Annotated in this window: 24 protein-coding genes; 18 read left to right on the top strand and 6 right to left on the bottom strand. The window is 75.3% G+C overall.

The features are described 5' to 3' along the window. Positions 1-321 precede the first annotated feature (321 nt). Entirely contained in the window at positions 322-1,815 is a 1,494-nt protein-coding gene (locus tag J5Y04_RS06445) for an SDR family oxidoreductase (RefSeq protein ID WP_209410846.1), read from the top strand. A 245-nt stretch (positions 1,816-2,060) separates the two neighbouring features. On the opposite strand, the gene J5Y04_RS06440 is transcribed toward J5Y04_RS06445, so the two are convergent. Then, a complete protein-coding gene (locus J5Y04_RS06440) occupies positions 2,061-2,327 on the bottom strand; it encodes a hypothetical protein (protein WP_209410845.1) in 267 nt (88 codons plus the stop codon). 145 nt (positions 2,328-2,472) lie between these two features. On the opposite strand from J5Y04_RS06440, the gene J5Y04_RS06435 reads away from it, so the two are divergent. The 3 genes from J5Y04_RS06435 to J5Y04_RS06425 all read left to right on the top strand — a co-directional run bounded on the left by J5Y04_RS06435 (position 2,473) and on the right by J5Y04_RS06425 (position 6,093). Then, positions 2,473-3,225 carry an ABC transporter ATP-binding protein gene (locus J5Y04_RS06435; protein WP_209410844.1) on the top strand — a complete coding sequence of 251 codons (753 nt, stop codon included), beginning with the start codon at positions 2,473-2,475 and terminating at the stop codon, positions 3,223-3,225. Positions 3,226-3,344: 119 nt separating this feature from the next. Further along, positions 3,345-4,736: an FtsX-like permease family protein gene (locus J5Y04_RS06430; RefSeq protein ID WP_209411088.1), complete on the top strand. Its 1,392-nt coding sequence runs from the start codon at positions 3,345-3,347 to the stop codon at positions 4,734-4,736. 124 nt (positions 4,737-4,860) lie between these two features. Continuing rightward, a complete protein-coding gene (locus J5Y04_RS06425) occupies positions 4,861-6,093 on the top strand; it encodes a sensor domain-containing protein (protein ID WP_307852963.1) in 1,233 nt (410 codons plus the stop codon). 55 nt (positions 6,094-6,148) lie between these two features. Here the strand turns inward: J5Y04_RS06425 and J5Y04_RS06420 are convergent, their stop codons facing one another. Beyond that, positions 6,149-6,814, bottom strand: coding sequence for a response regulator transcription factor (locus tag J5Y04_RS06420; RefSeq protein WP_209410843.1), 666 nt, complete (start codon positions 6,812-6,814; stop codon positions 6,149-6,151). Positions 6,815-7,090: 276 nt separating this feature from the next. On the opposite strand from J5Y04_RS06420, the gene J5Y04_RS06415 reads away from it, so the two are divergent. Continuing rightward, on the top strand, positions 7,091-7,822 hold the full coding sequence (locus J5Y04_RS06415) for an HAD family hydrolase (RefSeq protein WP_209410842.1): 732 nt from the start codon (positions 7,091-7,093) through the stop codon (positions 7,820-7,822). 104 nt (positions 7,823-7,926) lie between these two features. Here the strand turns inward: J5Y04_RS06415 and J5Y04_RS06410 are convergent, their stop codons facing one another. Both J5Y04_RS06410 and J5Y04_RS06405 read right to left on the bottom strand, forming a co-directional pair. After that, positions 7,927-8,712, bottom strand: a complete 786-nt coding sequence (locus tag J5Y04_RS06410; RefSeq protein ID WP_209410841.1) for an alpha/beta fold hydrolase — start codon at positions 8,710-8,712, stop codon at positions 7,927-7,929. A 148-nt stretch (positions 8,713-8,860) separates the two neighbouring features. Next, positions 8,861-9,589, bottom strand: coding sequence for a hypothetical protein (locus J5Y04_RS06405; protein ID WP_209410840.1), 729 nt, complete (start codon positions 9,587-9,589; stop codon positions 8,861-8,863). 383 nt (positions 9,590-9,972) lie between these two features. On the opposite strand from J5Y04_RS06405, the gene J5Y04_RS06400 reads away from it, so the two are divergent. The 8 genes from J5Y04_RS06400 to J5Y04_RS06365 all read left to right on the top strand — a co-directional run bounded on the left by J5Y04_RS06400 (position 9,973) and on the right by J5Y04_RS06365 (position 18,680). Next, positions 9,973-11,034: a phosphatidylinositol-specific phospholipase C domain-containing protein gene (locus tag J5Y04_RS06400; RefSeq protein WP_307852962.1), complete on the top strand. Its 1,062-nt coding sequence runs from the start codon at positions 9,973-9,975 to the stop codon at positions 11,032-11,034. Between the two features lie 199 nt (positions 11,035-11,233). Further along, entirely contained in the window at positions 11,234-12,274 is a 1,041-nt protein-coding gene (locus J5Y04_RS06395) for a DUF4129 domain-containing protein (protein ID WP_209410839.1), read from the top strand. Then, on the top strand, positions 12,271-12,819 hold the full coding sequence (locus tag J5Y04_RS06390; RefSeq protein ID WP_209410838.1) for a hypothetical protein: 549 nt from the start codon (positions 12,271-12,273) through the stop codon (positions 12,817-12,819). The genes J5Y04_RS06395 and J5Y04_RS06390 overlap by 4 nt, the downstream gene beginning before the upstream one ends. 134 nt (positions 12,820-12,953) lie before the next feature. Next, on the top strand, positions 12,954-14,021 hold the full coding sequence (locus J5Y04_RS06385) for a MoxR family ATPase (RefSeq protein ID WP_209410837.1): 1,068 nt from the start codon (positions 12,954-12,956) through the stop codon (positions 14,019-14,021). Then, on the top strand, positions 14,018-15,568 hold the full coding sequence (locus J5Y04_RS06380) for a DUF58 domain-containing protein (protein WP_307852961.1): 1,551 nt from the start codon (positions 14,018-14,020) through the stop codon (positions 15,566-15,568). Before J5Y04_RS06385 ends, J5Y04_RS06380 begins: the two co-directional genes overlap by 4 nt. Continuing rightward, complete coding sequence (locus tag J5Y04_RS06375) at positions 15,565-16,107, top strand: hypothetical protein (protein ID WP_209410836.1); 543 nt, start codon at positions 15,565-15,567, stop codon at positions 16,105-16,107. Before J5Y04_RS06380 ends, J5Y04_RS06375 begins: the two co-directional genes overlap by 4 nt. Positions 16,108-16,161: 54 nt before the next feature. Further along, entirely contained in the window at positions 16,162-16,917 is a 756-nt protein-coding gene (locus tag J5Y04_RS06370) for an alpha/beta fold hydrolase (protein WP_209410835.1), read from the top strand. Positions 16,918-17,210: 293 nt separating this feature from the next. Continuing rightward, positions 17,211-18,680 (top strand): glutamate synthase subunit beta, encoded by a 1,470-nt coding sequence (locus J5Y04_RS06365; protein WP_209411084.1) that lies wholly within the window; start codon positions 17,211-17,213, stop codon positions 18,678-18,680. A 124-nt stretch (positions 18,681-18,804) separates the two neighbouring features. Here the strand turns inward: J5Y04_RS06365 and J5Y04_RS06360 are convergent, their stop codons facing one another. Further along, entirely contained in the window at positions 18,805-19,815 is a 1,011-nt protein-coding gene (locus J5Y04_RS06360; RefSeq protein ID WP_209410834.1) for an NADP-dependent oxidoreductase, read from the bottom strand. Between the two features lie 278 nt (positions 19,816-20,093). Between J5Y04_RS06360 and J5Y04_RS06355 the strand changes: the two genes are divergently transcribed. Next, positions 20,094-20,417, top strand: coding sequence for a DUF1330 domain-containing protein (locus J5Y04_RS06355; protein ID WP_209410833.1), 324 nt, complete (start codon positions 20,094-20,096; stop codon positions 20,415-20,417). A 284-nt stretch (positions 20,418-20,701) separates the two neighbouring features. After that, complete coding sequence (locus J5Y04_RS06350; protein WP_209410832.1) at positions 20,702-22,030, top strand: DUF3533 domain-containing protein; 1,329 nt, start codon at positions 20,702-20,704, stop codon at positions 22,028-22,030. Between the two features lie 279 nt (positions 22,031-22,309). Here J5Y04_RS06350 and J5Y04_RS06345 read toward each other — a convergent pair whose 3' ends face one another. Then, positions 22,310-23,236, bottom strand: coding sequence for an alpha/beta hydrolase (locus tag J5Y04_RS06345; RefSeq protein ID WP_209411083.1), 927 nt, complete (start codon positions 23,234-23,236; stop codon positions 22,310-22,312). A 165-nt stretch (positions 23,237-23,401) separates the two neighbouring features. Between J5Y04_RS06345 and J5Y04_RS06340 the strand changes: the two genes are divergently transcribed. The 3 genes from J5Y04_RS06340 (at position 23,402) to J5Y04_RS06330 (ending at position 26,264) form a co-directional block, all read left to right on the top strand. After that, positions 23,402-23,983 (top strand): TetR/AcrR family transcriptional regulator, encoded by a 582-nt coding sequence (locus J5Y04_RS06340; protein ID WP_209410831.1) that lies wholly within the window; start codon positions 23,402-23,404, stop codon positions 23,981-23,983. Between the two features lie 152 nt (positions 23,984-24,135). Next, positions 24,136-25,368 (top strand): MFS transporter, encoded by a 1,233-nt coding sequence (locus J5Y04_RS06335; protein ID WP_307852959.1) that lies wholly within the window; start codon positions 24,136-24,138, stop codon positions 25,366-25,368. A 242-nt stretch (positions 25,369-25,610) separates the two neighbouring features. Then, positions 25,611-26,264, top strand: coding sequence for a GPP34 family phosphoprotein (locus J5Y04_RS06330; protein ID WP_209410830.1), 654 nt, complete (start codon positions 25,611-25,613; stop codon positions 26,262-26,264). Positions 26,265-26,266: the final 2 nt, after the last annotated feature.

Here is a 26,266-nt window from a genome sequence, read left to right as displayed (position 1 = left end):
GGTGGACGGCGGACATCACGGTCCTTCCCACAGCCCTGGCCGCGGCGAGGGCCCCACGGGGTGGACGGAGCGGACCGACACGGCCGTCCGCAGCCGGGCCGGACGGATCGGCGGCGGCGGTCGGTCGGCGAGCAGCCACCGGTCCAAGCCGGCCACCGGCCCGGAGCCGGCCACCGGCCCGAAACCGGCCACCGGTCCGCGGCGGCCACCGGGCCGTCCGGTCGCCGGCTCCGGACGATGCGCGAGATCCTGGGATCACACCGAGCACCCCGGAACCGAGCAGCGCCCGCCGGCCTGTGACCACCGGGCGAAGGAGCGGGCATGACCCACCAGCCTCCCAGTCCCCAGCGCTGCCTGGTCACCGGCGCCACCGGATACATCGGCGGCCGCCTCGTCCCCGAGCTGCTCGCCGCCGGTCACCCGGTGCGCTGCCTGGTCCGCGACCCCGGCCGGCTGCGCGACCAGCCGTGGCGGGCACAGGTCGAGACCGTCACCGGCGACGTCACCCGCCCCGACACGCTCCCCGCCGCCCTCGAAGGGGTGGACGTCGCCTACTACCTCGTCCACTCGCTGGGCACCGGATCCGGCTTCGAGGAGACCGACCGCGAGGCCGCCCGCGCCTTCGGCGAGGCTGCCGCCGCAGCCGGCGTGTCCCGCATCGTCTACCTGGGCGGGCTGATCCCCGGCGACGTGCCCGAGCAGCAGCTCTCGCCCCACCTGCGCTCGCGCGCCGAGGTCGGCCGCACGCTGCGACGCAGCGGCGTGCCCACCGCCGAGCTGCGCGCCGCGGTGATCATCGGATCCGGCAGCGCGTCGTTCGAGATGCTGCGCTACCTCACCGAGCGACTGCCGGTGATGGTCACCCCGAGCTGGGTGGGGACCAGGATCCAGCCGATCGCCGTCCGGGACGTGCTCCGCTACCTGGTCGGCGCCGCCGGGCTGCCGCCGGAGGTGAACCGGGTCTTCGACCTCGGCGGGCCCGACGTCCTCACCTACCGGGGCATGATGCAGCGCTACGCCCGGACCGCCGGGCTGCGCCGCCGCGTCATCGTCGCGGTGCCGGTGCTCACCCCGCGGCTGTCCAGCCACTGGGTGGGTCTGGTCACTCCGGTGCCGAACGCCATCGCCCGGCCGCTGGTCGAGTCGCTGCGGTACCGGGTGGTGTGCGGCGAGCACGACATCGCCCGGTGGGTGCCCGACCCACCCGGCGGACTGATCGGTTTCGACCGGGCCGTGGAACTCGCCCTGCGCCGGATCCGCGACGCCGAGGTGGTCACCCGCTGGTCCTCGGCCTCCCTGCCCGGCGCGCCCAGTGACCCGCTGCCCACGGACCCCGACTGGGCGGGCGGCAGCCTCTACGAGGACGTCCGGGAGCGTTCCGTGCAGGCCTCCCCGCGCGCCGTCTGGCAGGTCGTGGAGGGAATCGGGGGCGACAACGGCTGGTACTCCTTCCCGCTCGCCTGGGCGCTGCGCGGCTGGCTGGACCGCCTGGTCGGCGGCGTCGGCCTGCGCCGGGGGCGGCGGGACCCGGGACGGCTGCGGGTCGGGGACTCGTTGGACTTCTGGCGCGTCGAGGAGATCGAGCCGGGACGGCTGCTGCGGCTGCGCGCCGAGATGCGGCTGCCGGGCCTGGCCTGGCTGGAGCTGTCGGTCACCCCGGACGGCGACGGCGCCGCCTGCTACCGCCAACGGGCGCTGTTCCACCCGCACGGCCTGGCCGGACACGCCTACTGGTGGTCCGTGGCGCCGTTCCACAGCGTGGTCTTCGGCGGCATGGCCCGCAACATCACCGAGCGGGCCCGCGCGACGGACTGACGACGCGCGGCGCCGGAGGCGGTCACCGCGGTGGTCCCCCAGGGCCCGCCTCCGGTCACCCGGGGGGCGGGTCGCGCGGTGGCACTCGGACGGTGGGCCAGGGGCCTCTGCGGATGATCCGCCGCGGTCGTCGGCCCCGGTAGCCCTGGGCAGCCCCAGCAGCCCCGGCAGCCCCCGGCATCATCGGTTTCCCGTAGGCGTACGACCCGACCGTGACGGGCGCCGGGACGGCGGCCCTGGCCGCGTCAGACCGTCCGGCGCCTCCTCAGTTCGGCGAGCCAGTCACGGAGCTGGCCGTCGTCGTGCAGGTAGGCGGCGTGCCGGCCTGCGGGCAGGTCGATCCCGTGCAGGAGCCCGAGCGCCCACCAGGAGATGTCGTCCCATTCGAGCTCGTCGTCGGCCACCCATCGCGCGGCCCAGCGGTCGGCCTCGTCCCGGGACAGACGGCCCTCGACGAGCGCGACGAAGCACTCCTCGATCTCGTCGAGAGTCGGCCGGCGGCTGGGATCCATGGTCCCGACCGTACACGCAGGGCAGACGTCGGTTGATGTGGCGCCGGACAACCCGGCACGCCTCGGGAGGGGTTCGGAAAACCGAACCGCCGATCCGGGGGCGGGCACGATCGATCGTCGTGCCCGGCCCGGCCAGCATGGAGTCATGGCTGAAACGAGAACGACAGTGATGGCGGAACCCGCCGCCCGTGCGGACGACCTGCACCGGCGGTACGGGCGGGGCGGCGCCGCCGTGCAGGCGCTGCGCGGGGTGTCGGTGGCGTTCGAACGCGGGACCTTCACCGCCGTCATGGGGCCTTCGGGCTCCGGCAAGACCACCCTGCTGCACTGCCTCGCCGGCATGGACCGCCCCACCGGCGGCACCGTCCGCTGGGGTTCGACGGAGGTGTCCCGACTGTCCGAACGCAGGCTGGCCGAACTGCGGCGCAGCCGGGTGGGGTTCGTCTTCCAGGCGTTCAACCTGATGCCCGCGATGACCGTCGCACAGAACGTCGAGCTCCCCGGCCGCCTGGCCGGTGCCCGCCCGGACCGCGCGGCCGTGCGGGAGGCGCTCGCCCGGGTCGGCCTGGCCGGCCGCGAACGGCACCGGCCGGGGGAGCTCTCCGGCGGCCAGCAGCAGCGCGTCGCGATCGCCCGTGCCCTGGTCACCCGCCCCGACGTGATCTTCGCCGACGAACCCACCGGCGCGCTCGACCGCTCCACCGGCCACGAGATCCTCGCCCTGCTGCGAACCGGTGTGGACCGGGACGGGCAGACCTGTGTGATGGTCACCCACGATCCGATGGCGGCCGGGTACGCGGACCGCGTCCTGCTGCTCGCCGACGGGCTGCTGGTCGACGAACTGGTGCGGCCGACGGCGGCGCTGGTCGCCGAGCGGCTGAGCCGGCTGGGCGGGTGACCACGATGACGTCTCCACACCTGCGCCCCGCCGCGGGCGCGCAGACCGCCCCCGGTCGGGGCTCCGGCCCTGGCTCCGGCTCCGGCCTCGGCCTCGGCTTCCGTGCCGCCGGCCGTCCGGTGCCCGCGCTCGTGCTCGGGCAGCTCCGCCGACGACCCGCCGCGTTCGCGGGGCTGGCCGTGGCGCTCTTCCTCGCCGTCGCCACGGTGACCCTCTTCGGCTCGCTGTTCGCCGCCGAGGCCACCGCGCCCGCCGCAGTGCGCAAGGCGCCCGCCGGGCCGGGGCTGATGGTGATCGCGGGCGCGTTCGGCGAGATCGCCGTACTGGTGGCCTTCTTCGTGGTGGTCAACGCGCTCGGCTTCGCGCTGCGCCAGCAGCACCGGGAGCTGGCACTGCTGCGGACCGTCGCCGCCACGCCCCGGCAGGTCCGCCGGCTGGTGCGCGGCCAGGTGGTCGCGACCACGCTGCTGGCGGCCGGGCCCGGCTGGGCGGTCGGCGCGTTCGCCGCGCGCCGCTTCCTCGCCGCCCTCCAGGAGCGCGGGATGGCCGCGCCCGCCGTCCGGGTCCCGGGCACACCGCTGCCGATGCTGGTGGCGCTCGCCGCCGTGCTGCTGGTCGGCCTGGTGGCGACCGCCGTCGCGGCCCGGCGGATCACCCGGATCCCGCCGGCCGCCGCGCTCACCGCCGGTTCCACCGGGCACGGCCGGACCGGCGTCGTGCGGTTGCTGGCCGGCGCCGGAGCCCTGACCGGCGGCGCGCTGCTGCTGCGGCTGGCGGCCACCCGGCCGGCCGACCAGCTCGACAAGGCCGGGCAGGCGGCCATGCTCGCCTCGCTGGTGCTGCTGGCCGCCGTCGCCCTGCTGGGACCGCTCGCGGCCCGGGTCCTGACCACCGTGCTGGGTGCGCCGGTACGGTGGGCGGCCCCCCGAGCGGGCTGGCTGGCCGACGCCAACCTGCGCGGCTACGCGCACCGGCTCTCGGCCGCCGTGGTGCCGGTTGCGCTCCTGACCGGGGTGTCGGGCACGATGTCGATCATGACAAGCACCGCCGGGCAAGCGGCGGCCCGCGCCCTCCCCGGGTCCGCCGCCACCGTGACGTCCGTGACCTCCACGACCGACGTCTGGTTGCGCCAGGCGGAGTTGGCCATGCTGGTCTGCTTCGCCGCCGTCTCCACCGTCAACACCCTGGTCGCCCTGACCGCCGACCGTCGCCGCGAGTTCGCGCTGCTCCGGCTGGTCGGCGCCACCCGGCGCCAGCTGCTGCGGATGCTCACCGCCGAGGCGGTGCTCACCACGGCGGTGGGCGTGCTGCTGGGCGCGGCGGTCGCCGCCGTCGCCTCGGCCGCCTTCAGCACGGCCGTCACCGGCTCCGCCGCGCCGGCCGTCCCGGTGGCCGCCTGCGGCTGGATCGTGGCCGGTGCGGCCGCGCTGACCGTACCCGGCATCCTGGGCACCGGCCTGCGCGCCATCACCGGCCCGGCCGCCGAGCTGGCCGGCGGCGAGCGTGGCTGACCGGGCCCGTGACGCGTCGCGGCGGCCCGCCGGGGTACGGCCGCCCACCGGGGTACGGCTGTCCCCGGGAACCAAGCCGCCCTCCGGGGTACGGCCGCCCTCCGGGGTGCGGCGGTACTTCGCCGTGCGCGGTGGCGAACTGCTCTTCGCCGTCGCGGGCCTGCCGGCCGCCGTCCTGGGCGGCGCCTACGCGCTCGCCGTCCTCTACGCCGGGACGCTGCTCTCGCTCACCGTCCTCGGCCTCCCGTTCGTGGTCGCCGCACTCGCCGGCGCGCGCGGCCTCGGCGGGCTCCACCGCCGACTGGTGGGCCGGCTGCTGGGGGAGCACGTCGAACCCCCACTCCCGGCACCGAGGCCGGACGGCGCGTTCGCCCGCGGCCGCGCCGTCCTGTCGGACCCGGTCGCCTGGCGGTCGCTGCTCTACCTGCTGATCCGCCTGCCGCTCGGACTGCTCGGCTTCGCCGCCGTCGTCGTCCTGCCGCTCGGCTGCGGCTGGCTGCTCGGGTTCCCGCTCTGGGTACGGCTGCTGGAACCGGGTGAGCGGCCCGCCGGCTGGCTGGACGCGGTCGCCGTCCTGCTCGGCCTCGCCGTCCTGGCCGCCGCCCCGCCCGCCAACCGTGCACTTGGCGCGGCCAACCGGAGCCTCGCCCGGCTGCTGCTCGGCCCGGCCCGCGCCCAACAGCGCGTGCGCGCCCTCGAATCCGCCCGCGCGACGCTCCTCGCCGACAACACCGACCGGCTGCGCCGCCTGGAACGCGACCTGCACGACGGCACCCAGGCCCAGCTGGTCGCGCTCGCCATCACCCTCTCGCTGGCCGACGACGCACTCGACCCCGGTGCCGCCCCCGGGGGCCCGGACCTCGCCCGCCTGCGCGCCCTGGTCGACCGCGCCCGCGGCCAGACCGACGACACCATCACCGGACTGCGCCGGGTCACCCGGGGCATCCACCCGGTGGCGCTGGACGGCGGCCTCGGGGAGGCCCTGCCTGGGCTGGCCGGCACCTCACCCGTCCCGGTCGCCGTCCGCGTCGACCTGCGCGAGCGGCCGGACCCGGCGATCGAACAGGCCGTCTACTTCTGTGCGGCCGAGCTGCTCACCAACCTCGCCAAGCACAGCGGCGCGCGGACGGCGGAGCTGTCGGCGACGGCGGCCGACGGCCGGGTCCGGCTCACGGTGCGCGACGACGGCCGCGGCGGGGCGGTGATCGGGGGTCCGGCCCCCGGCGTGGGCGCGTCCGGCGGGACCGGCCTGGCCGGGCTGACCGAGCGGCTCGCCGCGGTGGACGGCGTGCTGCGGGTGGAGAGCCCGGTCGGCGGGCCCACCGTCGTCACCGCCGAACTGCCGAGCCGGATCTGATGGATCGTCAATCGGACTCTCGACCCGATCGTCAACCCGATCGTCAACCAGACCCTCAACCGGATGTCTCGGAGAGGTAGGTGAGCACCGCCTTCACCCGGCGGTTGTCCGTCTCTGTGGCCGGGAGGTCGAACTTGGTGAACACGGCGGCGACGTGCTTCTCCACCGCCCGCTCCGACACCACCAGCCGCGCCGCGATCGAGCGGTTGGAGTGCCCCTGAGCCATCAGCTCCAGCACCTCCCGCTCGCGCGGCGTCAGCCCGTCCACCCGGCTGCGCCGGCCGCCCTGCATCAGCCGGGTCACGACCTCCGGGTCCAGCGCCGTCCCGCCGTCCGCGACCCGGTGCAGCGCGTCCACGAACTCCGACGTCCGGGCCACCCGTTCCTTCAGCAGGTACCCGACTCCCGCCGCACCGCCCGCGAGCAGCCGCGACGCCCAGGCGGTCTCGACGTGCTGCGAGAAGACCAGGATGCCCACCTCGGGTGCGGTCGCCCGGAGTTCGACGGCCGCGCGGATGCCCTCGTCGGTGTGCGTGGGCGGCATCCGGATGTCCACCACTGCGACGTCGGGCCGGTGCCCGGCCACCGCGGCGAGCAGTTCCGGCGCCGTCCCGGTCGCGGCCACCACCTCGCACCCCCGGGCCGCGAGCAGCTCGACCATCCCCTCCCGCAGGATGACGGAGTCCTCGGCCAGTACCACCCGCAGCTGCCTGTCGATCATGAGGCCATTATCAACGAGGACCCGGACGGGCCCGTCCCTTCCGGCACTTCGGCGGGGGAGCGGCACTCCCGGACGGGAACCGGGCAGCCGGGCAGCCGGGCGGCGGGGCCGCGGACGGAGGACGACGGGCCGGAGAAGAGGGCCGAGAAGACGGGCCGGAGAAGAGGGCCGGAGAGGACGGAAGCGGTGCGGCGTCGCGCTCGGGCAGCCGTCCCCGAGGAGGCTCGCGAGGGCTGACCCTGGTGCCGGGAAGAGGCGTCAGGAGAGGATCACCCCATGGCAGATGTGATCTTCTTCGATCTGGACGGCACCCTGGTCGACCACCGAGGCGCGGTCTTCGCAACGATCGGCCGGATCGTCCGGGACGCGCCCGACGCGACGGCTCCACCGGAGGAGCTGGCGGCGTTGTGGTGGACGCTGGAGGCGCGCCACATGCGGGAGTACCTGGCCGGCCGGTGCTCCTTCGCCGAGCACCACCGGCGCAGGCTCCGTTCCTTCCTGCCGGCGCTCGGCGAGCCGGTTCCCGAGGATCCCGGCCTCCTGGACGCCTGGATCGCCGAGCGCTACCTCGCCGTGTTCGAGGAGTCCTGGCGGTGCTACCCCGATGTCCGGCCGTGTCTGGAGGCCCTGAAGCGGCTCGCCCGGGGTCCGCGTCTGGCCGTTCTCACCAACGGGGACCCCGGGCAGCAGCGCGCCAAGCTCGCCCGGTTCGGCCTCCTCGAATACTTCGAAGCCGTGCTGACCCCGTCCGAGCTCGGTGCGTCCAAGCCCGCCGCCTACGCCGCCGCCTGCCGGTGGATGCGGACGGACCCCGCGCAGGCGGTCAACGTGGGCGACATGCTGGAGAGCGATGTGAACGCAGCCGCCCTCGCCGGGCTCACCGGCATCTGGCTGGACCGCGGCGTCGACTTCGTCACCGGTGGACCGTCGCCGACGGCGGACGCGACGGTCCACCGCATCGAACGGCTCACCGACCTCCCCGGCCACCTGCCGCGCACTGATACCTGACCCGCCCTCACGGCCGTCGTGGGCGGGCGGCCGGGGTCGGTGACCGGGGCCGGTGCCCGGAGCCCCAGCACAGGGCCCCAGCACGGGGCCCCGTGCACGGGTTCCTAGCGGGCGAGGAACGGGAGCAGCGCGGCGACGAGTTCGGTGGGCGCGTCCAGGGCGATGAGGTGGGCCGCGGAGGGGAACTCGACCAGGGCGGCGCCGGGGACGGCGTCGGCGTACCGGCGGCTGATGTCCTGGAAGTCGGGGACGTCGAGGCGCCCGATCCCGACCAGGGTGGGGACGGCGATCGTGGCGACGTCGCCGTCCGTGACGCCCTGGGAGTACGTCCCCACGACGTCCTGGTTCGCCAGCGACGTCCGGACCGGCCCGCGGAGCCGGTCGGCCAGTGCCGGGTCCACCGCGTCCCAGGTACGGGCCGGTCCGCGCACCCACATGTCCAGGTTCACTTGGACGGCCTCGTCGAGGTCCCCCGCCTTCAGGGCCGCGGTCTCGGCCTCGTCGTAGGCGATCATGTCCGCGGACCAGTGGTATCCCGGCCACGGCGGGGAGAGCAGGACGAGGGAGTGCACCCGGTCCGGGTGGGCGAGCGCGAACTCCACGGCCACGCGGCCGCCCCAGGAGGCGCCGACGAGCCGGACACGCTCGTGGCCGAGGTGGTCCAGGAGACGGCGCAGGTCGTCGGCCTCGCTGAACGGGCCGGTCGGGGGCGCGGATTCACCGAAGCCGCGCAGGTCGTACCGGATGACCGTGTGCCGCTCCGCGAGGGCGGGCACGATCGCGTCCCACATCCGGTGATCGGCGATTCCGGCGTGGACGAGGACCACGGGCGGCCCGTCGCCGGTGACGGTGTGGGAGAGGTGGCCGAGATCGTCGGCGAAGATCATCATCCGGAGATCCTCGCAGGCCGGCGCGGGACCCGCCATCCGGTTTTGACCGGTGCCCCGCCACGGGTTCCTGTGCACCGCGGATGTTCGTCACCGTGTTCCGCCGCCCGGCCGGCGACTTCCCGACGCGGTGTCCGTCGGGAACGACCGGTCAGTGCGACTCCAGATCGGCGCGGTCGACCTGGCCGTTCAAGGGTTCGACCGGGCCGAGCGGGACACAGACGTCCTGCTGGTTGGCGATCCGCTTCGAACAGAGCTGGGCGGCCGAGAGGTCGGCGCCCTCGGCGACGAACTGCCAGACGTACTTGTAGTAGGCCGTGTTGGCGTCCAGCTTGCCGAACCAGTCGGGCACGCTGTTCATGTGGACGCCCTCCCGGACGTCGCTCTCGGGGACGGCCCGAGCCCCGTCGTCGGCGGTGAAGCAGTCCCGGAGCGGGTCGCAGCCCGGGAACTTGACGACGAGGGCCTGGTGGTTCGGGGCGTTGACCGTCCGGTCGGCCGGGTCCGGGGCGACCTTGAGCCGGACCAGCAGCGTGGTCCTTCCGGTGGGGGCGGCGATGCCCGGCAGCGCGGCGCTGGTGTTGGCGCTGACCACCTGGGCGGTGAAACCGGTGTCGACGGCGACCCCGTGGAGCACCTGCCCCCGCGCGGTCGGAACGGTCCGGCCGGGCGCCGTCGGCGGAGGGGGCGGGGCGTTCTCGCTCCGGCCCGGGCCGGGGACGGTGGCACCGCCGGAGGTGGTTCCGGCGGCGGTGGTGCCGCTGCCGGCGGCGTCGCCGGTGGTGGCGGCCGACGGGCCTGCTGTGCTGCCACAGGCCGCGGCGAGCACCGCGACGGTGGCGGCGGCCAGGGATCTGGTCAGCGTACGGCGAAGTGTCATGGCATCCCCCGATGTCAGGTCATGGCCCGCCGCGCCGTGTCGGCGGTCCGGGGGCCCGCACCGGTGGCCCCGGTGTCAGCGCAAGGGTCTACCACACGGAGGTCGCATCCGTCGCCGCCGTCCACTGCTGCGGGTCGGTCAGGAGCGGTCCGGCCGGCGGGTTGTCGAGGGCGCGCCCGCACCGGCGGGGGCTCCGGCCCGCGGCGGCCCGGTCGTCCGGCGGCCGTAGTTGTCCCGTCGGCGTTACGGAGTTGTTGTGCTCGCTTCATGTGAGGGTCGCCCGGGCCGGGCATCGTCCGAGGACGACCGCCGCACGCGTTCCGGGACAACCGCACGCGTTCTGACACGCAGCCACACGCGCTCTGACAAGGGGACAAGCCACCGTGACCGTACGCCGCGCCCTCGCCGGCACCATCGCCACCGGTCTGCTCGCCGCAGCCGCCACCGCCCTCCTGCCGGCCCCGGTGGCCGACGCGAGCGGGCCCGGCGACCTCCCGTTCGGCTCGGCCACCACGGTCGGCATCCACAACACCTACGACCCGGCCGCGTTCGGCCGCCTCGCCCAGGGCCTGGACACCGGCACCGGCATGATCGAGCTGGACGCCTGGACGGACACCGTCACCAAGGAGTGGAAGGTCAGCCACTCCAACCCGCTGGGCAACGCCAACAACTGTGCCGCCGCCAGCACCCCCGCGCAGCTCTACACCGGCGGCACCAACAAGAACCTGGAGACCTGCCTCGACGACGTCCGGATCTGGCTCGGGGCCCACCCCGGGGCCGGCCCGCTGGTGGTCAAGCTGGAGCTGAAGGGCGGCTTCGCCGGCAACCGCGGCATGGGCCCCGCCCAGCTCGACTCGCTGATCGCCGCACACCTCGGCCCCGCCGCCTTCCGCCCCGCCGACCTGCTCGCCAAGCCAAGCGGGGGCTCGTACGCGACCGCCGACGAGGCCGCCCGCGCGGGCAACTGGCCGACCCGCGCGGCGCTCGCCGGGCGGGTGCTGGTGTACGTCATCCCCGGCACCTTCGAGCTGGGCAACCCGTTCGACACCCTGCACACCGACGTCGAGTACGGCCGCCACCTGCGCGACCTCGCCGCGGCCGGCCGGATCGGTGACGCCCAGGTCTTCCCGGCCGTCCTCGGCGCCGCGGCCGGCGACCCGCGCACCCAGTACGCGGAGACGGCCATCCGCCCCTGGTTCGTCGTCTTCGACGGCGACGCCGCCGCGTACACCGGCGGGATCGACACGTCCTGGTACGACAGCCGGCACTACCTGCTGACGATGACCGACGCCCACAACGTCGCCCCCGCGATCAGCGCCACCGACCCGACGGCCGAGCAGGCCCGCGCCCGCGCCGAACAGCTCGCCCGGGCCCACGCGAGCATCGTCTCCAGCGACTGGCGCAAGCTCGCCGCGGTCCAGTCCCTGGTGCTCCCGCGAGGCTGACCACCCGACCCCGCCCTGCCCGCGCGGCCCCACTCCACCCCCGGCGGCCCGGTGAGCCGGCCACGGGCGTCCCGCCGCCGACTCCGCCCGCCCGCCTCGTCTCCCCCCTTTCGGGGGGATGACACTGTGACAGTTGGTGTGCGACGCTGCACCCTCGCGCGTGATCATTCACGCGGCGGAGGGACCGGGGGGTGGCCGCATGGGCGGCGAGGAGCCGTCGGGCGGGGCCGGGCGGGCCGGACGAGGGCCGGGTGGGCGGACCATGGTCGTCCTGCTGGTGGGAGCCGGGCTGTTGGCTGCCGCAGCGACGTTGCGCCCGGACGGCGGGCTGCTCGGCACGGCCACGACCGGGTTGGTCGGGCCCGTCGGGATGGTGGTGCTGCTGGCCATGGGCTGGGCGGTGCTCGTCGGCCGGTTCGCGGTGCGGTTCCGCGAGGAGGTCCGGCATCTGGCCGGACCGACGCCGTGGGCCGAGCGACTGCGGGAGGCTGCCATGGTGCTCCTGCCCGGTGCCGCCGTCGCGGTGCCGTTGCTGCTGTTCGCCTTCCGTCGAGGGCTCCACGGGCCGGCCAAGACGGCGAAGGTGCCCCTGGAGGCACTGCCGAGCTCCTCGCGCCCGCCGACGCCGCCGCCGGTGCCGACGGACCCGAGCTCCGGGGGCCTGCTCAAGGCCCTCGTCGCGGTGGTGATCGGCGGGTTGGTCATCGCGGTGGCGGTCGCCCTCGTGATCCTCCTCGTCCAGGTCTGGCGGCGCCTGCGCATCTCCGGCAACCGGCTGCCCGCGCCGCTGCCCGCCGCCCCCGCGCGGCCCGAGGAGGTACTCGCGGCCGCCGTGGCCACCGGTCGCCGGGCGCTTTCCGGCGATGACGCGCGGGCGGCGGTGATCGCCTGCTACGCCGCGATGGAGGGCTCGTTGGCGGCCTCCGGCACGGCCAGGCGGGCCTGCGACAGCCCGACCGAACTGCTGGAGCGCGCGGTGGCCGACGACCACGTGGACCGCGGTTCCGCGGAGGCGCTCACCGGGCTGTTCCGGGAGGCGCGTTACTCGACCCACCCGATGGGCGACGGCCACGTGCGCCGGGCACAGGGCGCGTTGGACGCGATCGCGGCCCACCTCGCGGCCCGGGCGCAGGCGCCGTCCGAGCCCGTCCCGGCCGCAGGAACAGCCGCGGGAACGGGCACAGGTACGGCCGCGGGAACAGCCACGGGCACCACTGGCCCGGCAGGAGGACGCGGATGAACACCGGCCGGAACAGGCGGGGTCGGGACGAGGCCGGCCCGGAGGCGGAACGGGACGCGGTGGCCGAGCCCGGCTCGGTCAAGCACAGTCTGATCGAGCTGATCACGGTGGCCGTCCTGGCGGAGATCCTCTTCGCACTGGTCGGCGGTGCGCCCGCGGCCGGCGCCGGGGCGGTCCTGCTGGCCGGCGTCGCCCTGGTCGCCGGCCGGTACGTCGCCGGCGCCGGGGTCGGGACGGAGGGCCTGCGGCAGCGCGCACGGTTGATGGAGGCGCACGAGCCCGGGCTCGGCGACTGGCGCTGGACCGTCCGGCACGGGCTCGACCCGCAGGGCGACAGCCAGCCGATGCGCGGCCGGCTCCAACGGCTGTTCGCGGCACGGCTGTCGGACGCGCACGGCGTCTCGCTGACCGCCGACCGCGACCGGGCCGCCGAGCTGGTCGGCCCCCGGCTCTGGCCCTGGATCGACCCGGAGGCCGCGGCGTCGTCCGAGCCCGTTCCGGCTCCGGTCCTGCTGGCCCTCGTCGACCGGCTCGAATCCCTGTAGCCGAGGAGAACCACCGGCCGTACGCACCGTCCCCCTGCCACCGTTCCGGAGCACCCTCCGCGGACCACCTCCCCGCCCGACCCGCAACACCGCCCCACGGCACCGACACCTCAGCCAGCCCCTTCAGGAGAGCCATGACCGCCGTTCCCCAGGCCCCCGCCGCCCCGGCCGCCGAGACCGGCGCCGCCGTCCCGGTCCCCGCGCTGACGCCGCAGGAGGCCGGCAAGCGCGCCCGCGCGGTGGTCGAGGAGATCGAACGGGCCGTGGTGGGCAAGCCCGAGGCCCTCCGCCTGGTGATGCTCGGCGTGCTGGCCGGCGGCCACGTGCTGATCGAGGACCTGCCCGGGCTCGGCAAGACCCTGTTGGCGCGCTCCTTCGCGACCACCCTCGGCCTGGACTTCCGCCGGATCCAGTTCACCCCCGACCTGCTGCCCTCGGACGTCACCGGCGCGCCGTTCTACGACCGGGGCAGCGGGGAGATGGTCTTCAGGCCCGGCCCTCTCTTCACCCAGCTCCTGCTGGCCGACGAGATCAACCGGACGCCGCCGAAGACCCAGGCGGCGCTGCTGGAGGCGATGGCCGAGGGGCAGGTCTCCGTGGACGGTGCCACCCGCCGGCTCCCGCAGCCGTTCGCGGTGATCGCCACCGCCAACCCGATCGAGTACGAGGGCACCTACTCCCTGCCGGAGGCGCAGCTCGACCGCTTCCTCCTCCGGGTGCGGATGGGCTACCTGTCCACCGGGCTGGAGGCGGCGATGCTCCGGGCCCGGCTGGACCGGTCGGTGCCCGAGCCCGTCCTGGAGCCGGTCAGCAGCCCGGCCGAACTCCTCGCCATGCGGGCGGCCGTGGAGCGGGTCGAGGTGGACGACGACCTGGTCGAGTACGTGGTCGCGCTGGTCGATGCGACCCGCCGTGACCAGCAGATCCAGGTCGGTGCCTCGCCCCGCGGCGGCCTCGCGCTGATCCAGCTCGCCCGGGCCCGGGCGATGGTGGAGGGCCGCGACTACCTGACGCCGGAGGACGTGAAGGCGCTCGCCGTGCCGGCGCTGGCCCACCGCATCACCTTGAAGCCGGAGTTGTGGGTGCGCCAGATCGAGGCGGACGACGTGCTGGCGCGGCTGGTCGCCACCGTCCCGGCGCCGCAGACGCTGCCGCGGGCGGCGGAGACGGGCGCGGACCGCTCGCCGGGCGGCGCCCGGTGAATCCCGCGCCGCCGGACGGGCAGCGGGCCCGCCGGCTCGCCGCGCAGAGCGCCGCCGCCGGCCGCCGGCCGGTGCGGCGGCTGGCCGTGGCGCCCGCGGGCAGCGGAGGCCGGCCCTCCACGCCCGCCGCCAAGCCCTCCACGGAGCGGCTCGCCATCGAGCGGCTCGCCATCGAGCGGCCCGCCACCGAGCGGTCCCGTGCCCGGAGGGACGGCCAGGTCGCCGACCGGGTGACCGCCCGGCTGCTGGCCCGCAGCGCCCGGGCCACCGTGGCCGGCCTGCCGAGCTCCCCGCCCTCGCCGCACTGGCGGGCCGGTGAGCAGACCCTGCGCCTGCTCACCGTGGCCGCCGTCGCGGCCGTCGCCGCCCTTGCCACCGGCCACGCCTGGCTGCTCGCCCTGGCGGCCGGCCCCGCCGTCCTGTTGGCGCTGGCGGCCCCGGGTCACGGCAGGCCGACCCGGCTGGCCGCCGAGAGCACCGCCGAACCGCGCCGCTGCTTCGAGGGCGAGCCGGTCGTCGTGCGGATCACCGTGCGGCACGACGGGCGGATCGGCCCGCTCGACCCCACCATCGCCCTCGGTCCCGGAGTTTCCCTGGAGGCGCTCACCGTCGGCGCGGCCGAGGTGGACCTCGTCCTGCGCGCCCGGAGCTGGGGCCGCTGGAGCCTGGGCGCCGTCGACCTCGACGTCTACGACGCCGGGGGCCTGACCCGCCGGACGGTGCGCACCAAACTCGGCGAGGTGGACGTCTTCCCGGTGCCGAGCGCCGCCCGGCTCACCCCGATCCCGGTCCGGCTGCCCGAGCGGCTCGGCGAGCACACCACCGTCCAGGAGGGCACCGGCGTCGAGGTGGTCGGCGTGCGTCCGCACGTTCCGGGCGAGCGCCAGCGGCGCATCCACTGGCCGTCGACCACCCGCCGCGACGCCGTCCAGATCAACCAGTTCGCCGCCGAGCGGGCCGCCGACGCGGTCGTCCTGCTGGACACCCTGGCGGACTTCCGGGACGCCGCCACGGGCCTGTCCAGTCTGGACGAGACGCTGCGCGCGGCCGGCGGGCTGACCCGCGCCTACCTGCGCCGGCACGACCGGGTCGGCATGATCGCCGTCGGCGGGAAGCTGCGCTGGCTCGCCGCGGGCACCGGGGACCGGCAGTTCTACCGGATGGTGGAGAGCGTGCTGGAGGTCCGCCAGGACCGCCGCCACCGCGGCACCGACCTCCCGCGGCTCCCGCTGCCCGCCCTGCCCGGCCACGCGCTGGTGTACGCGTTCACCTCGCTCGCCGACCAGCGGATCCTGGAGGTGCTCGGGCAGGTCCGCGACCGCGGCAATCCGCTCGTCGTGGTGGAGATCCCGGCCGGCGAGCCGGCGGTGGAGCCCGGCGACGAGATCGACGCCCTCGCCCTGCGGCTCTGGCACGCCGAGCGCGAGGCGATGCGCTCGGCCCTGCGGGCCAAGGGCGTACCGGTGGCCCGCTACACCCCGGGGGAGGCGCTCGACCTCGCGCTCGCGCCCCTGCTGCGCCGCCGGATCGGGGGAGGAGTCCGATGAACGTGACACTGCCGCCCTGGGCGGAGCGCGCCGCACTGCGCGCCACGGGAGCCGCGCTGGCGCTCGCCGCCGCCGGGCCGGTGGACGATCCGGGCGGCGCGGTGGACCGGTTCGGTCCGGCCGCCGCGGTGATCGCCGGCGCCCTCGCCGCCGCGGGCGCCGTGCCGCCGGTGGACCCGGGGCACCGTCCGGTCGGCTGGCCGGCCCGGCTGGCGGCGGGCCGCGCCACCGTGCTGCCCGCCGGGGCGGTGGCGCTCGCCGCGCTGGGCGAGCCGCCGTTCTGGCAGGCCGCGGCGGTGGCCGTGCTGCTGACCGGCTACCTGCTGCTGGTCGACGCCTTCGGCTCGCACCGGCGTACGACCGGGCCGGCGCACGGGGTGGCCGCGGTCGTCGCGTCCCTGCTGGTCCTGCCGGTGGCCTTCGCGCCGACCGGGGCGGGGGAGTGGTCCCGTCCGGTGGCCGTGCTGGGGCTGGTGGCGGCGGCCTGCGGCGTCGGTCTGGCGTTCTGGCCCCACCGCGGGCGACAGGCGCGGGAGTAGTCCGCGGACGGATGGGAAGGTAACCGCCGTCACATCGCCAGAAGGGAGCCGTGGATGACGATCAGTCACCGCACCATCGGGGCCGGCGGACGGAAGGTGCTCGTTCTGCACGACTGGTTCGGAACCGGCGCCGGGTGGGGCCAGTTCCTCGACCACCTGGACCGGGACACCTTCGGCTACGCCTTCCTCGACTACCGCGGATACGGTGAACGACGGGACGTGGAGGGTGAGTTCACCCTCGCCGAGATCGCCTCGGACGCGCTCGCCCTGGCCGACCAGCTCGGCTGGGACGAGTTCTCCGTGGTCGGGCACTCGATGGGCGGCAAGGCGGCGCAGCGCGTCCTCGCCGAGGCTCCGCAGCGGGTCCGGAGGCTGGTCGGGGTGACGCCCGTCCCGGCGAGCGCCTTCCCGCTGGAGGGCGGCATGTACGACCTCTTCCACGGGGCGCCCGAGCACGCCGCCAACCGCCGGGCCATCCTCGACCTGGTCACCGGGAACCGTGCCTGCGGCCGCTGGCTGGACGCGATGACGGCCCGCTCGGTGGCCGGCTCCCGCCCGGAGGCCATGGCCGCCTACCTGCGGGACTGGACCACCCAGGACTTCGCGGCGAAGGTGGCCGGCAGTACCCTGCCGGTCAAGGTCTTCGTCGGCGAGCACGACCCGGCCCTGTCGGTCGAGGTGATGCGCGGCACCTGGCTGGCGCACCACCCGCAGGCGGAGCTGGAGGTCCTCACCAACTCCGGCCACTATCCGATGCACGAGGTGCCGGTGGCCTTCGCCACCGCCCTGGAGGCCTTCCTGCGCGACTGACCCGCCCGGGCGGTGCTCCGGGTCCGCCGGGTCGGCGGCTCCGGTCACCGGCCCGGCAGGGGCCCTCCCCGCCCGCTTCCCGCATCCCTCCCGTCGGCTTCCGTGGCCGCTTCGGTGGGCTCCCGCCGCCTCTCCCGTGGGCCCGGTGAACGTCCCCCCTCCCGCCGGGCGGTCCGCAGGCGTACGGTGGCCACACGGTGATGCGCCGACCGGGGGCGCGCCCGTCCGGCCCGGTACGGCGGCGTCGCCACCCGCGTTGGCACGCCCTGCCGGAGACCGCGATGGCTGATTCCATGGCCGACCGCATGGCCTTTTTCACCACGCCCAGGCGGCCGCGCGAGCGCCGGGCCCCGCAGGAGCGGCTGGGGGACTGGCACGAGGTCTACCGCGAGGGCGCGCTGCTGCCGGTCGTCAGCACACAGGCGGGCCGCTGCATGGACTGCGGCCTGCCGTTCTGCCACCACGCCTGCCCGTTGGGCAACGTCATCCCCGACTGGAACACGCTGGTCGCCCACCAGGACTGGGGCGCGGCCGCCTCGCGCCTGCTGGCCACCAACAACTTCCCCGAGTTCACCGGCCGGCTCTGCCCGGCCCCCTGCGAGAGCGCCTGCGTGCTGGCGATCGACGGCGAGGCCGTGACGATCAAGAACGTGGAGCTGGCGATCGCCGACCGGGCCTGGGAGGACGGGTACGACCGGCCGCAGCCGCCGGAGCGGATGACCGGTCTGCGGGTGGCCGTGGTCGGTTCGGGCCCGGCCGGCCTGGCCGCGGCCCAGCAGCTGACCCGGGCCGGCCACACCACCACGGTGTACGAGCGGGCCGACCGGATCGGCGGGCTGCTGCGGTACGGCATCCCGCCGTTCCGGCTGGAGAAGCACCGCCTGGACCGGCGGATCGGCCAGATGGCGGCGGAGGGCACCCGGTTCCGCACCCGGGTCGCGGTCGGCCGCGACGTGTCCGCGGACGACCTGCGGGCCCGGCACGACGCGATGGTCGTCGCGGTCGGCGCCACGGCCTGCCGCGACCTCCCGGTGGCCGGCCGCCGGCTGCCCGGGGTGTACCAGGCGATCACCTACCTGACCCTGGCCAACCGGGTGGACGAGGGCGACTGCCCGGCCTCCCCGGTGAGCGCCGAGGGCCGCAGTGTGGTGATCGTCGGCGGTGGCGACACCGCCGCCGACTGCCTGGGCACGGCGCTGCGCCAACGTGCCACCGCCGTCACCCAGTTCGACATCAACCCGCGGCCGCCCGACCGCCGAGCGCCCGGCCAGCCCTGGCCCGTCCACCCGAAGGTGTACCGGGTGACGACCTCCCACGAGGAGGCCGGCGGCTCGGCCGCCGAGCCGCGGGTGTTCGCGGCGGTGACGGTCGGGTTCGAGGCGGGTGCGGACGGGCGGCTGGCGGCGGTCCGGTTCGCCGAGGCACGGCCGGGCGACCGCAGCCCCCGGCCCGGGACGGAGCGGACCGTCCCGGCCGAACTGGCGCTGCTGGCCCTCGGCTTCAACGGGCCCGGGCGCCGGAGCGGCCTCGCCCGCCAGCTCGGCCTGGCCGCCGACCGGCAGGGCCGGCTCGTCCGCGACGAGGGCTTCGCCGCCCGGGCGGACGGCGTGTTCGTCGCGGGCGACGCGGGGCGCGGCCAGTCGCTGATCGTCTGGGCGATCGCCGAGGGCCGGGCGGTGGCGGCCGCCGTCGACGGCTACCTGCGCGGCGCTACCGACCTCCCCGCGCCGATCGCCCCCTCGGACGGCCCGCTCACCGTCTGAGGCCGTGCCCGCGCACCGCCCGGGGCGGCCCCGCCCGGGGGTGGGGAGGGGCCGGTCGCCGGGCGGGCCGGGCGGGCCGTGCAAACCGGGTGGGCCGAAAGCGGGCCGGCGCGGGAGGAAGCGGTCAGACCAGTTCGAGGACGAGCTTGCCGGTGTTCTCGCCGCGGAAGAGCATCTGGAGGGTCTGCGGGAAGTCGTCCACGGTGCCCTTGACCACGTGCTCCAGGACCTTGATCCTCCCCGAGCCGATCCAGCCGCCGATCTCCCGGGCCGCCTCGGTGAAGCGCGGCGCGTAGTCGAAGACCACGAAGCCCTCCATCCGGGCCCGGCAGACCAGCAGCGACAGGTAGTTGGCCGGTCCCTGCACGCCCTCGGTGGCGTTGTACTGGCTGATGGCACCGCAGATCACCACGCGGGCGTGCATCGCCAGGTTGGCCAGCGCCGCCTCCAGGACCTCGCCGCCGACGTTGTCGAAGTAGACGTCGATACCGTCCGGGGCGTGGGTGCGCAGTGCCTTCCTGACGTCCTCCGTGCGGTAGTCGATCGCGGCGTCGAAGCCCAGTTCGTCGGTCAGCAGCGCGCACTTCTCGGCCCCGCCGGCGATGCCGACGACCCGGCAGCCCTTCGCCTTGGCGATCTGGCCGGCCATCGTGCCCACGGCGCCCGCGGCGCCGGAGACCACCACCGTCTCGCCCTCCTTGAGCGCCCCGACGTCCAGCAGCCCGAAGTAGGCCGTCATGCCGGGCATGCCCAGCGCGCCGAGGAAGGTCGACGGTGCGGCGGCGGACGGGTCGACCTTCAGCGTGCCCTTGCCGTCGGAGACCACGTGCTCCTGGACGCCGAAGGTGCCGACGACCAGGTCGCCGATCCGGAAGCCCGGGTGGTTGGACTCGGTCACCTCGACCACCGAGCCGGCCCGCATCACCTCGCCGAGGCCGACGGGCGGCAGGTAGGAGCGCCGGTCGTCGAGCCAGCCGCGCATGGCCGGGTCCAGGGAGATGAAGCGGGTGCGGCCGGCGAACTCGCCCTCGCCGGGCGCCGCGGCGGCCACGGTGACGTGCTCCCAGTCCTCGGGCCCGATCTCGCCCACCGGTCGCCGGGCGAGGCGGATCTGACGGTTCTCTGCGGACAACATGACGGCTCCCCTGTCTGGACGTCGGACGAGGGCGATTCTAAGCAAGCGCTTAGTCGGGGCGCCAGGGGTGGGCGGATGCGGACGGGTCGCGGGCGGTCGCGGAGTACCTATCCCCGACTGATTCCGGTGCGCCGGTGGTGTCGTACGGTCGGAGCCAGGCCGGAACGGTCCGGCCACCGGGACACCAGGCTCCCGGGACCCTCCGGTCCCGAGCGCCGGGGTCCCGCGAACAGTCGGGTTCCGGGGCGCGAGCCCCGGACGACAAGGGGGAGAAGCACATGACCGCCTACGCGCTGGCGCACGTCCACTCGGTCGAGTTCGGCCCGGACATCGTCGAGTACCTGGAGCGCGTCGACGCCACCCTGGAGCCCTTCGGCGGCCGCTTCCTGGTCCACGGGGGCGAGGTCGAGGCGGTGGAGGGGTCCTGGGGGCCGGACCTGATCGTGATCGAGTTCCCCGACCGCGAGGCGGTGCGCGCCTGGTACGACTCGCCCGCCTACCAGGAGATCCTGGCGCTGCGCACCCGGCACATGGTGGCCGACGTGATCATCGCCCAGGGCGTGCCCGCGGGCTACCGGGGCGCGGACGCGCTGAAGCACTGACCCTCGGCCGGCGCACTGACGGTCGGTTGACGGACCGGGCACCGGCCGACGCCCGGGGTGTCGGCTGACGGACCGGGCGTCCGTGGGAGCACTGGCCCCCGGTCGGAGCACCGGGCGTCGGCCGGAGCACCGGGCGTTCCCGGGGCTCCCTCGCGGGGCGTTCCCGCGGCCGGGCCGCCGACCGGGTCGACCCGGTCGGCGGCCCGCGCGAGGCTCCGCGGTCGGGAGGCGGCCGAGGGCTACGGTCGGGCGGGGGCCGACCGAACGACGTCCACGGGAGAGCCATGACTTCGAACCGGCCCGCGGCCGGCGTACGGGCCTCGCAGGTGCTGCGCAACCCCAAGGTCTGGGTGGTGCCGACGGTCATCGTCGGCCTGGTGGGGTTCCTGCTCTCGCTGCTCTACATGGGCGGCATCATCAACCCGCGCGCCGACCTGCACCGGTTGCCGATCGGCCTGGTCAACTCCGACCAGGGCGCCACCGTGGGCGGGCAGCAGCAGAACCTCGGCGCGCAGATCACGGCCGGCATCGCGAACGCGCCGGACCCGGGGGACCAGGTCGACTGGCGGCTGCTCGACCGGGCCGGGGCCGACGAACAGCTGTCCTCCGGCAAGATCGCCGGCGCCCTGGAGGTCCCGGCCGGATTCACCGCCGCCGTCGCCGCCCTCGGTGCCCCGGCCGGCCCGCAGCCGCCGCCGCGACCGACGATCACCGTCCTGACCAACCCCGGGGTGGGCAGCCTGGCCTCGTCACTGGCCTCCTCGATCTCCCAGGCCGCCGCGCAACAGGCCTCGACCCAGCTCGGCCGGACCCTCACCGCCCAGGCCCAGGCCCAGGCTCAGACCCAGCAGCCGTCCGGGCAGGCCGGCAGCGCCGGCGGTGCGAGCAACGCCGCGGCGCTCCAACTGGCCGACCCGGTGACGGTCGACGTCCAGGTCGGCCACCCGATCGGCCCGCACAGCGGTCTCGGCCTGACGGCGTTCTACTACACTCTGCTGCTCGTCCTCTGTGGCTTCCTGGGTGCGAACGTGATCAACAACGGCGTCGACGTGGCGCTCGGCTACGCGGCCAGTGAGCTGGGGCCGCTGCGCACCCAGCGCCCGCTGGTACCGATCGGCCGGACCCAGACGTGGATCGTCACCTCCGTGATGTCGGTCGGGATCTCGCTGCTGACCTCCAGCCTGGTGATGCTGGCGACCGTGGGGGTGCTCGGCATGGACGCCTCGCACCTGCCGCTGCTCTGGGTCTTCTCGGTCTGCGCCAGTTCGGCGGTGGGGCTCGGCACCCAGGCGCTGATCGCCGCGTTCGGCGGGATCGGGCAGTTGATCAGCATGTTCGTCTTCATCGCCCTGTCACTGCCGTCCTCCGGGGCGACCGTCCCGCTCCAGGCCCTGCCGGAGTTCTACCGGGGGCTCGCGGTGTTCGAGCCGATGCGCCAGCTCACGGACGGCGTCCGGGCGATCCTCTACTTCGACGCGCAGGCCGACGCCGGGCTGGCCCGGGCCTGGATCATGATCGCGATCGGGACGGTGGCCGCGCTGCTCTTCGGCTTCGCGATGACCAGGTACTACGACCGCAAGGGCCTGCACCGCTTCCACCCCGAGGCCAGCTGAGCACCGGCCCCGGAGGCGGGCTGTGCGTGCCACCCCGAGGCGGGCTGAGCAACGACCGTGAAGCCGACCGTCGACGACCACGGCCAGGGGTTCGCCGGCAAGGCCGCACCGGTCACGGCGGCACCTCCCGCATCGGCCACTTTGCGCAGCGTGGCCGGATGCAGCCCCGTCCCACGAACGATGCGCGGGTTCGAGCGCCCGCGCGCCGCGTGCAGCACGACCTGCGCCCGCACCCGCAGGCGGTACCCGGTCTTGTGGCCGTAGGCCGGACTCGCCCGGTCAGCGGTCGCCGGGGCGGCCGAGGGCGTCGCGGAGGAACTCGGTGATCTCCGCCCGTGCCGCCTCGGCCTGTGGCACCACGGCCGGCATGCTGACGAAGGCGTGCGTGGTCTCGGGGAACTCGGTCAGCCGCGCAGGTGTCCCGGCCGCGCGCAGGCGCTCGGCGTAGCGGCGGCCGTGGTCGGCCAGCGGGTCATGACTCGGCACCACCACCAGCGCCGGGGCGAGCCCGGTGAGACCGTCGGCGTGCAGCGGGGACAGCGGACGGGGATCGGTTCCCGAGGGGGCGGCGAGCCGGTGCAACAGCCGCAGTTGGGGAACGGTCAGGGTCGGGCTGTGGGCGTGCTCGGTGACCGAGGGGTGGTCGAACATCGTCCCGGTCACGTCCGCGAGGGGGTTGACCAGCACCTGCGCCCGCAGGTGCAGATCGGCCTGCCTGGCGCGGATGGCGGCCAGGGCGGTGATCAGTGCGCCGCAGCTCTCGCCGAACACGGCGATGCGCGCCGGGTCGACGCCCCAGTCGGCGGCGTGCCGCACCAGGTGGTCGAGCGCGTCCCAGCCGTCGTCGGCGGCGGCCGACAGCGGAGTGTCCGGGGCGAGGAGGCGGTGCTCGACCGAGATGACAAGGGCCGGCAACCGGGCGGCGAGATGGCTGTTGATCCAGTCGCTCTGCACCGCCGTGCCCACGAACCCGCCGCCGTGGACGTGGAGTACGAGGGGCAGGGCCGCCGCCCGGTCGGCGGAGCCGGCGCCGCGTTCGCGCACCGGCCGGTGGACCCGTACCGGCAGGCGGCGTCCGGGCAGCGCCAGCGACTGCCAGTCGATGGCGGCACCGGGGTCCGGCATCCCGGTGATCGCCCGCATCGCAGGCGACGCCCGCCTGCGGTTCTCCGTCTCGCGGTAGGCGGCCAGTTCCTCGGCGGTCATCGCCGCCCAGTCCGGCTCGCCCCCCAATGCCTGCTGCCGCAACCCGCTGCTGCTCGCCGACGGCTGCCGCGCCCCGCTGTCCTCGTTCACTCCTTCTCCTCCCCGTATGGTTTCGCTACCTCAGGTATCGATACCTAAGGTAGCGGAACTAGCTATGGTGAGGGAATGACCCGAACGCCTCCTTCCGCCCGACCGCCCGGACGCCCGCGCGCCGGCCTCGACGCCGAGGTCTTCACCGCCACACTGAGCACCGTCCAGGAACTCGGCTACGCGCGCGCCACGGTCGAGCGCATCGCCGCCGCGACCGGCATCGCGAAGACGACGATCTACCGCCGCTGGCCGTCGAAGGGAGCTCTGATCGTGGACTGCCTCCTCGACGCGTTCGGCCCGCTTCCACTGAAGGAGGGTGCCGACCGGGCCGAGGTCCTGTCCGCGACCATCCGCTGGATCGCGGCAACGATCGGCGAGCCCGGGGTGGGCGACGCGTTCGCGGGCGTGTTCAGTGACGCCGTCAGCGACCAGGCCCTGCGCGAGATCCTCTCCTCACGGTTGCAGGACCCGTACCGCCTCGCCCTCCAGGACGCACTCGACGAGCCGGAGAACAGGGTCCTGTTCTTCATCGACACCGTCGTCGGAACCCTGCTCCACCGGATGGGCATGACCGGCGAACCGATGGTCGATGCCGATGTCGACGCCCTGGTCGAGATGGTCCTGCCGCACTTCGCCCGCGGCGTCGGTCCGATCTGACGGTGGATCGCCGACCCGGCAGCGCAGACCGCTGCTGCGGCCGGCGCAGACGGCGTCGCGCAGGGCTCGGAGGTTCACACGACGACGAGACATCGGCGCACGTCCCCCCCACTGATCACCGACATTGACGATCCACGAGAAGAGGAGGCGCCGTGCCGCGCTCCGAATCACTGCCCCGCACCGTCCGCCTGCTGTTACTCGCCCGGGTCGTCAACCGAATCGGGGCCTTCTCACTGCCTTTTCTCACCGCGCTGATCAGCGCCGACCACGGCGCGAGCCTGACCACCGCCGGGGTGGTCAGCGCCGCCTTCGGGCTCGCGACGATCCCCTCACGGCTGGCCGGGGGACACCTGGCCGACCGAATAGGCCGGCGCACGACCATCGTCCTCGGGCTCTGCGGATGTGCCGCCGCACAGCTGGCGATCGCGGCCTCCGCGTCGCTCACCTGGGCGGTCGCCGGGGCGGTGCTGCTCGGGCTGGCCTTCGAGCTCTACGAGCCCCCGAGCCAGGCGATCATCGGCGAGTCCGTGCCGGAGCAACACCGGGTACGCGCGTTCAGCCTGTTCAGCGCCGCGCTCGCGGCGGGCGGCATGTGCGCCGGGCTGCTCGCCTCCCTGCTCGGCCGCTGGGACCTGCGCTGGCTCTTCGTCACCGACGCCGCCACCTGCCTGGCCTGTGCGCTGCTGATCCGGCTGGCCCTGCCCCGCGACCGCCCGGCACCGCCCGGAGCGGACCAGGACGACACCGCCGTACGACCGCTGCGCGACCGCGCCCTGCTGAGCGTCCTGGCCACCGGAACCGCCTACGCCCTGATCAACCAACAGACCGTGATCACCCTGCCGCTCGCACTCGCGCGGCAGGGCCTGCGCGCCTCCGACGCCGGGCTGTTGTTCACCGCCGCCGCAGCCACCACCGTGCTCGCCCAGCCACTGATCCGCCTGCCCTGCGCGACCCGGCTCACCACGCCCGTTGCCCTCGCCCTCGCCCATCTCCTCCTGGCCGCGGGACTGACCGGCTACGCCCTCACCCGCACCCTGCCGGCATTGCTCGCCTCAGCCGCTGTGATGAGCCTCGGCGACCTGTTGGTCATGGGCCGCATCTACGCGCTCGTCACCGACCTCGCGCCACCCGGCGCGAGCGGCCGCTACCTGGCAGTCTTCGGCACCAGTTGGGGCGTCGCCGCGACGCTCGCTCCCGTCCTCGGCACCCAGCTACTCGCCCACGCGGGGACGACCCCACTGTGGTCGGCGATGGCCGCGCTCTGCCTACTGCTCGCTGCACTGCACCTTCGGGTGACGCCGGAATCGGCCCGCTCACCGCAACGACGCGCACCGAAGGAGCGCAGGCCGACCAAGCCGGTGACGGCACCCGGCCCGCGACGCTGACCAGCAGCAGAAGGGACCGCCGCCTGGTGGCCGCGGCGGCTGCGCGGTGCGCGGGAAGGCCGGCCGCCGCGCGGTGATCCTGCCGAACGGCTGACCCGTCCCGTCCTGTCCCGGTCCCGCGGGGCCGGCACCTCGTAGGCCCGTGGGACGACGGAGGGCCGGCCGGGTGGTCCTGTGGTCGGAGCGCGGTTCCGGCCTCTGGGCCGACGCCGGGCGGCGCCGGGCTCCGTATCGTCGGTGGCATGAACAGACCGCTGCACCTGGCCGCGTATCTGCTGGCCTTCGACACGCAGGCACAGTCCCTGCAGGACCGCACCCGGGCCGGTTTCCTGCTGCGGGCGGCCGCCCTGGCCGAGCTCGCCCACCGTGGCGCCGCCGTCGAGGACGACGCGGGCCGGGTCAGGGTCGTGACGGCCGCCCCGACGGAGGACGGCGTCCTCGACGCGCTGCTCGCCGAGCTGGGCACGCGGCCGCGCACCTGGAAGGCCTGGATCAGACGGAGCCGCGAGGACACGCTGGAGGCCGTCGAGCAGCGGCTCGCCGTGCTCGGTGTGGTGACCATGGCAAACCGCGACCCCTACGGTCCGGTCGTGCCGCACCGGGCGGTGGCGATGGCGGACCCGAGGGAGGCGCTCGACCTCCAGGTGCGGGTGGCGGAGCTCGTGCGCGGCGGCGGCCCGGTCGCCGAGACGCCGTTCGCGGACGCGGTCCTGGCGGCGCTGGCCGCCCACGGACACCTGCGGCTGGTCCTCTCGCGGCACGACCGGCGGGCCCACACCGAGCGGGTCACGGCGCTGACCGACCGGTTGAAGGCCGAAACGCCGGGCCTGGCCCGGGCGGTGGCCGGGCTGAACGTGACGATGGTCGCGGCGCAGGGCGGGATGGGCGGCAGTTGACG

Source organism: Kitasatospora sp. RG8, from assembly GCF_017813315.1.
Taxonomy (GTDB): domain Bacteria; phylum Actinomycetota; class Actinomycetes; order Streptomycetales; family Streptomycetaceae; genus Kitasatospora.
Note: the sequence above shows the minus strand (reverse complement) of the source record. Positions and strands in the feature narration are given on the sequence as shown.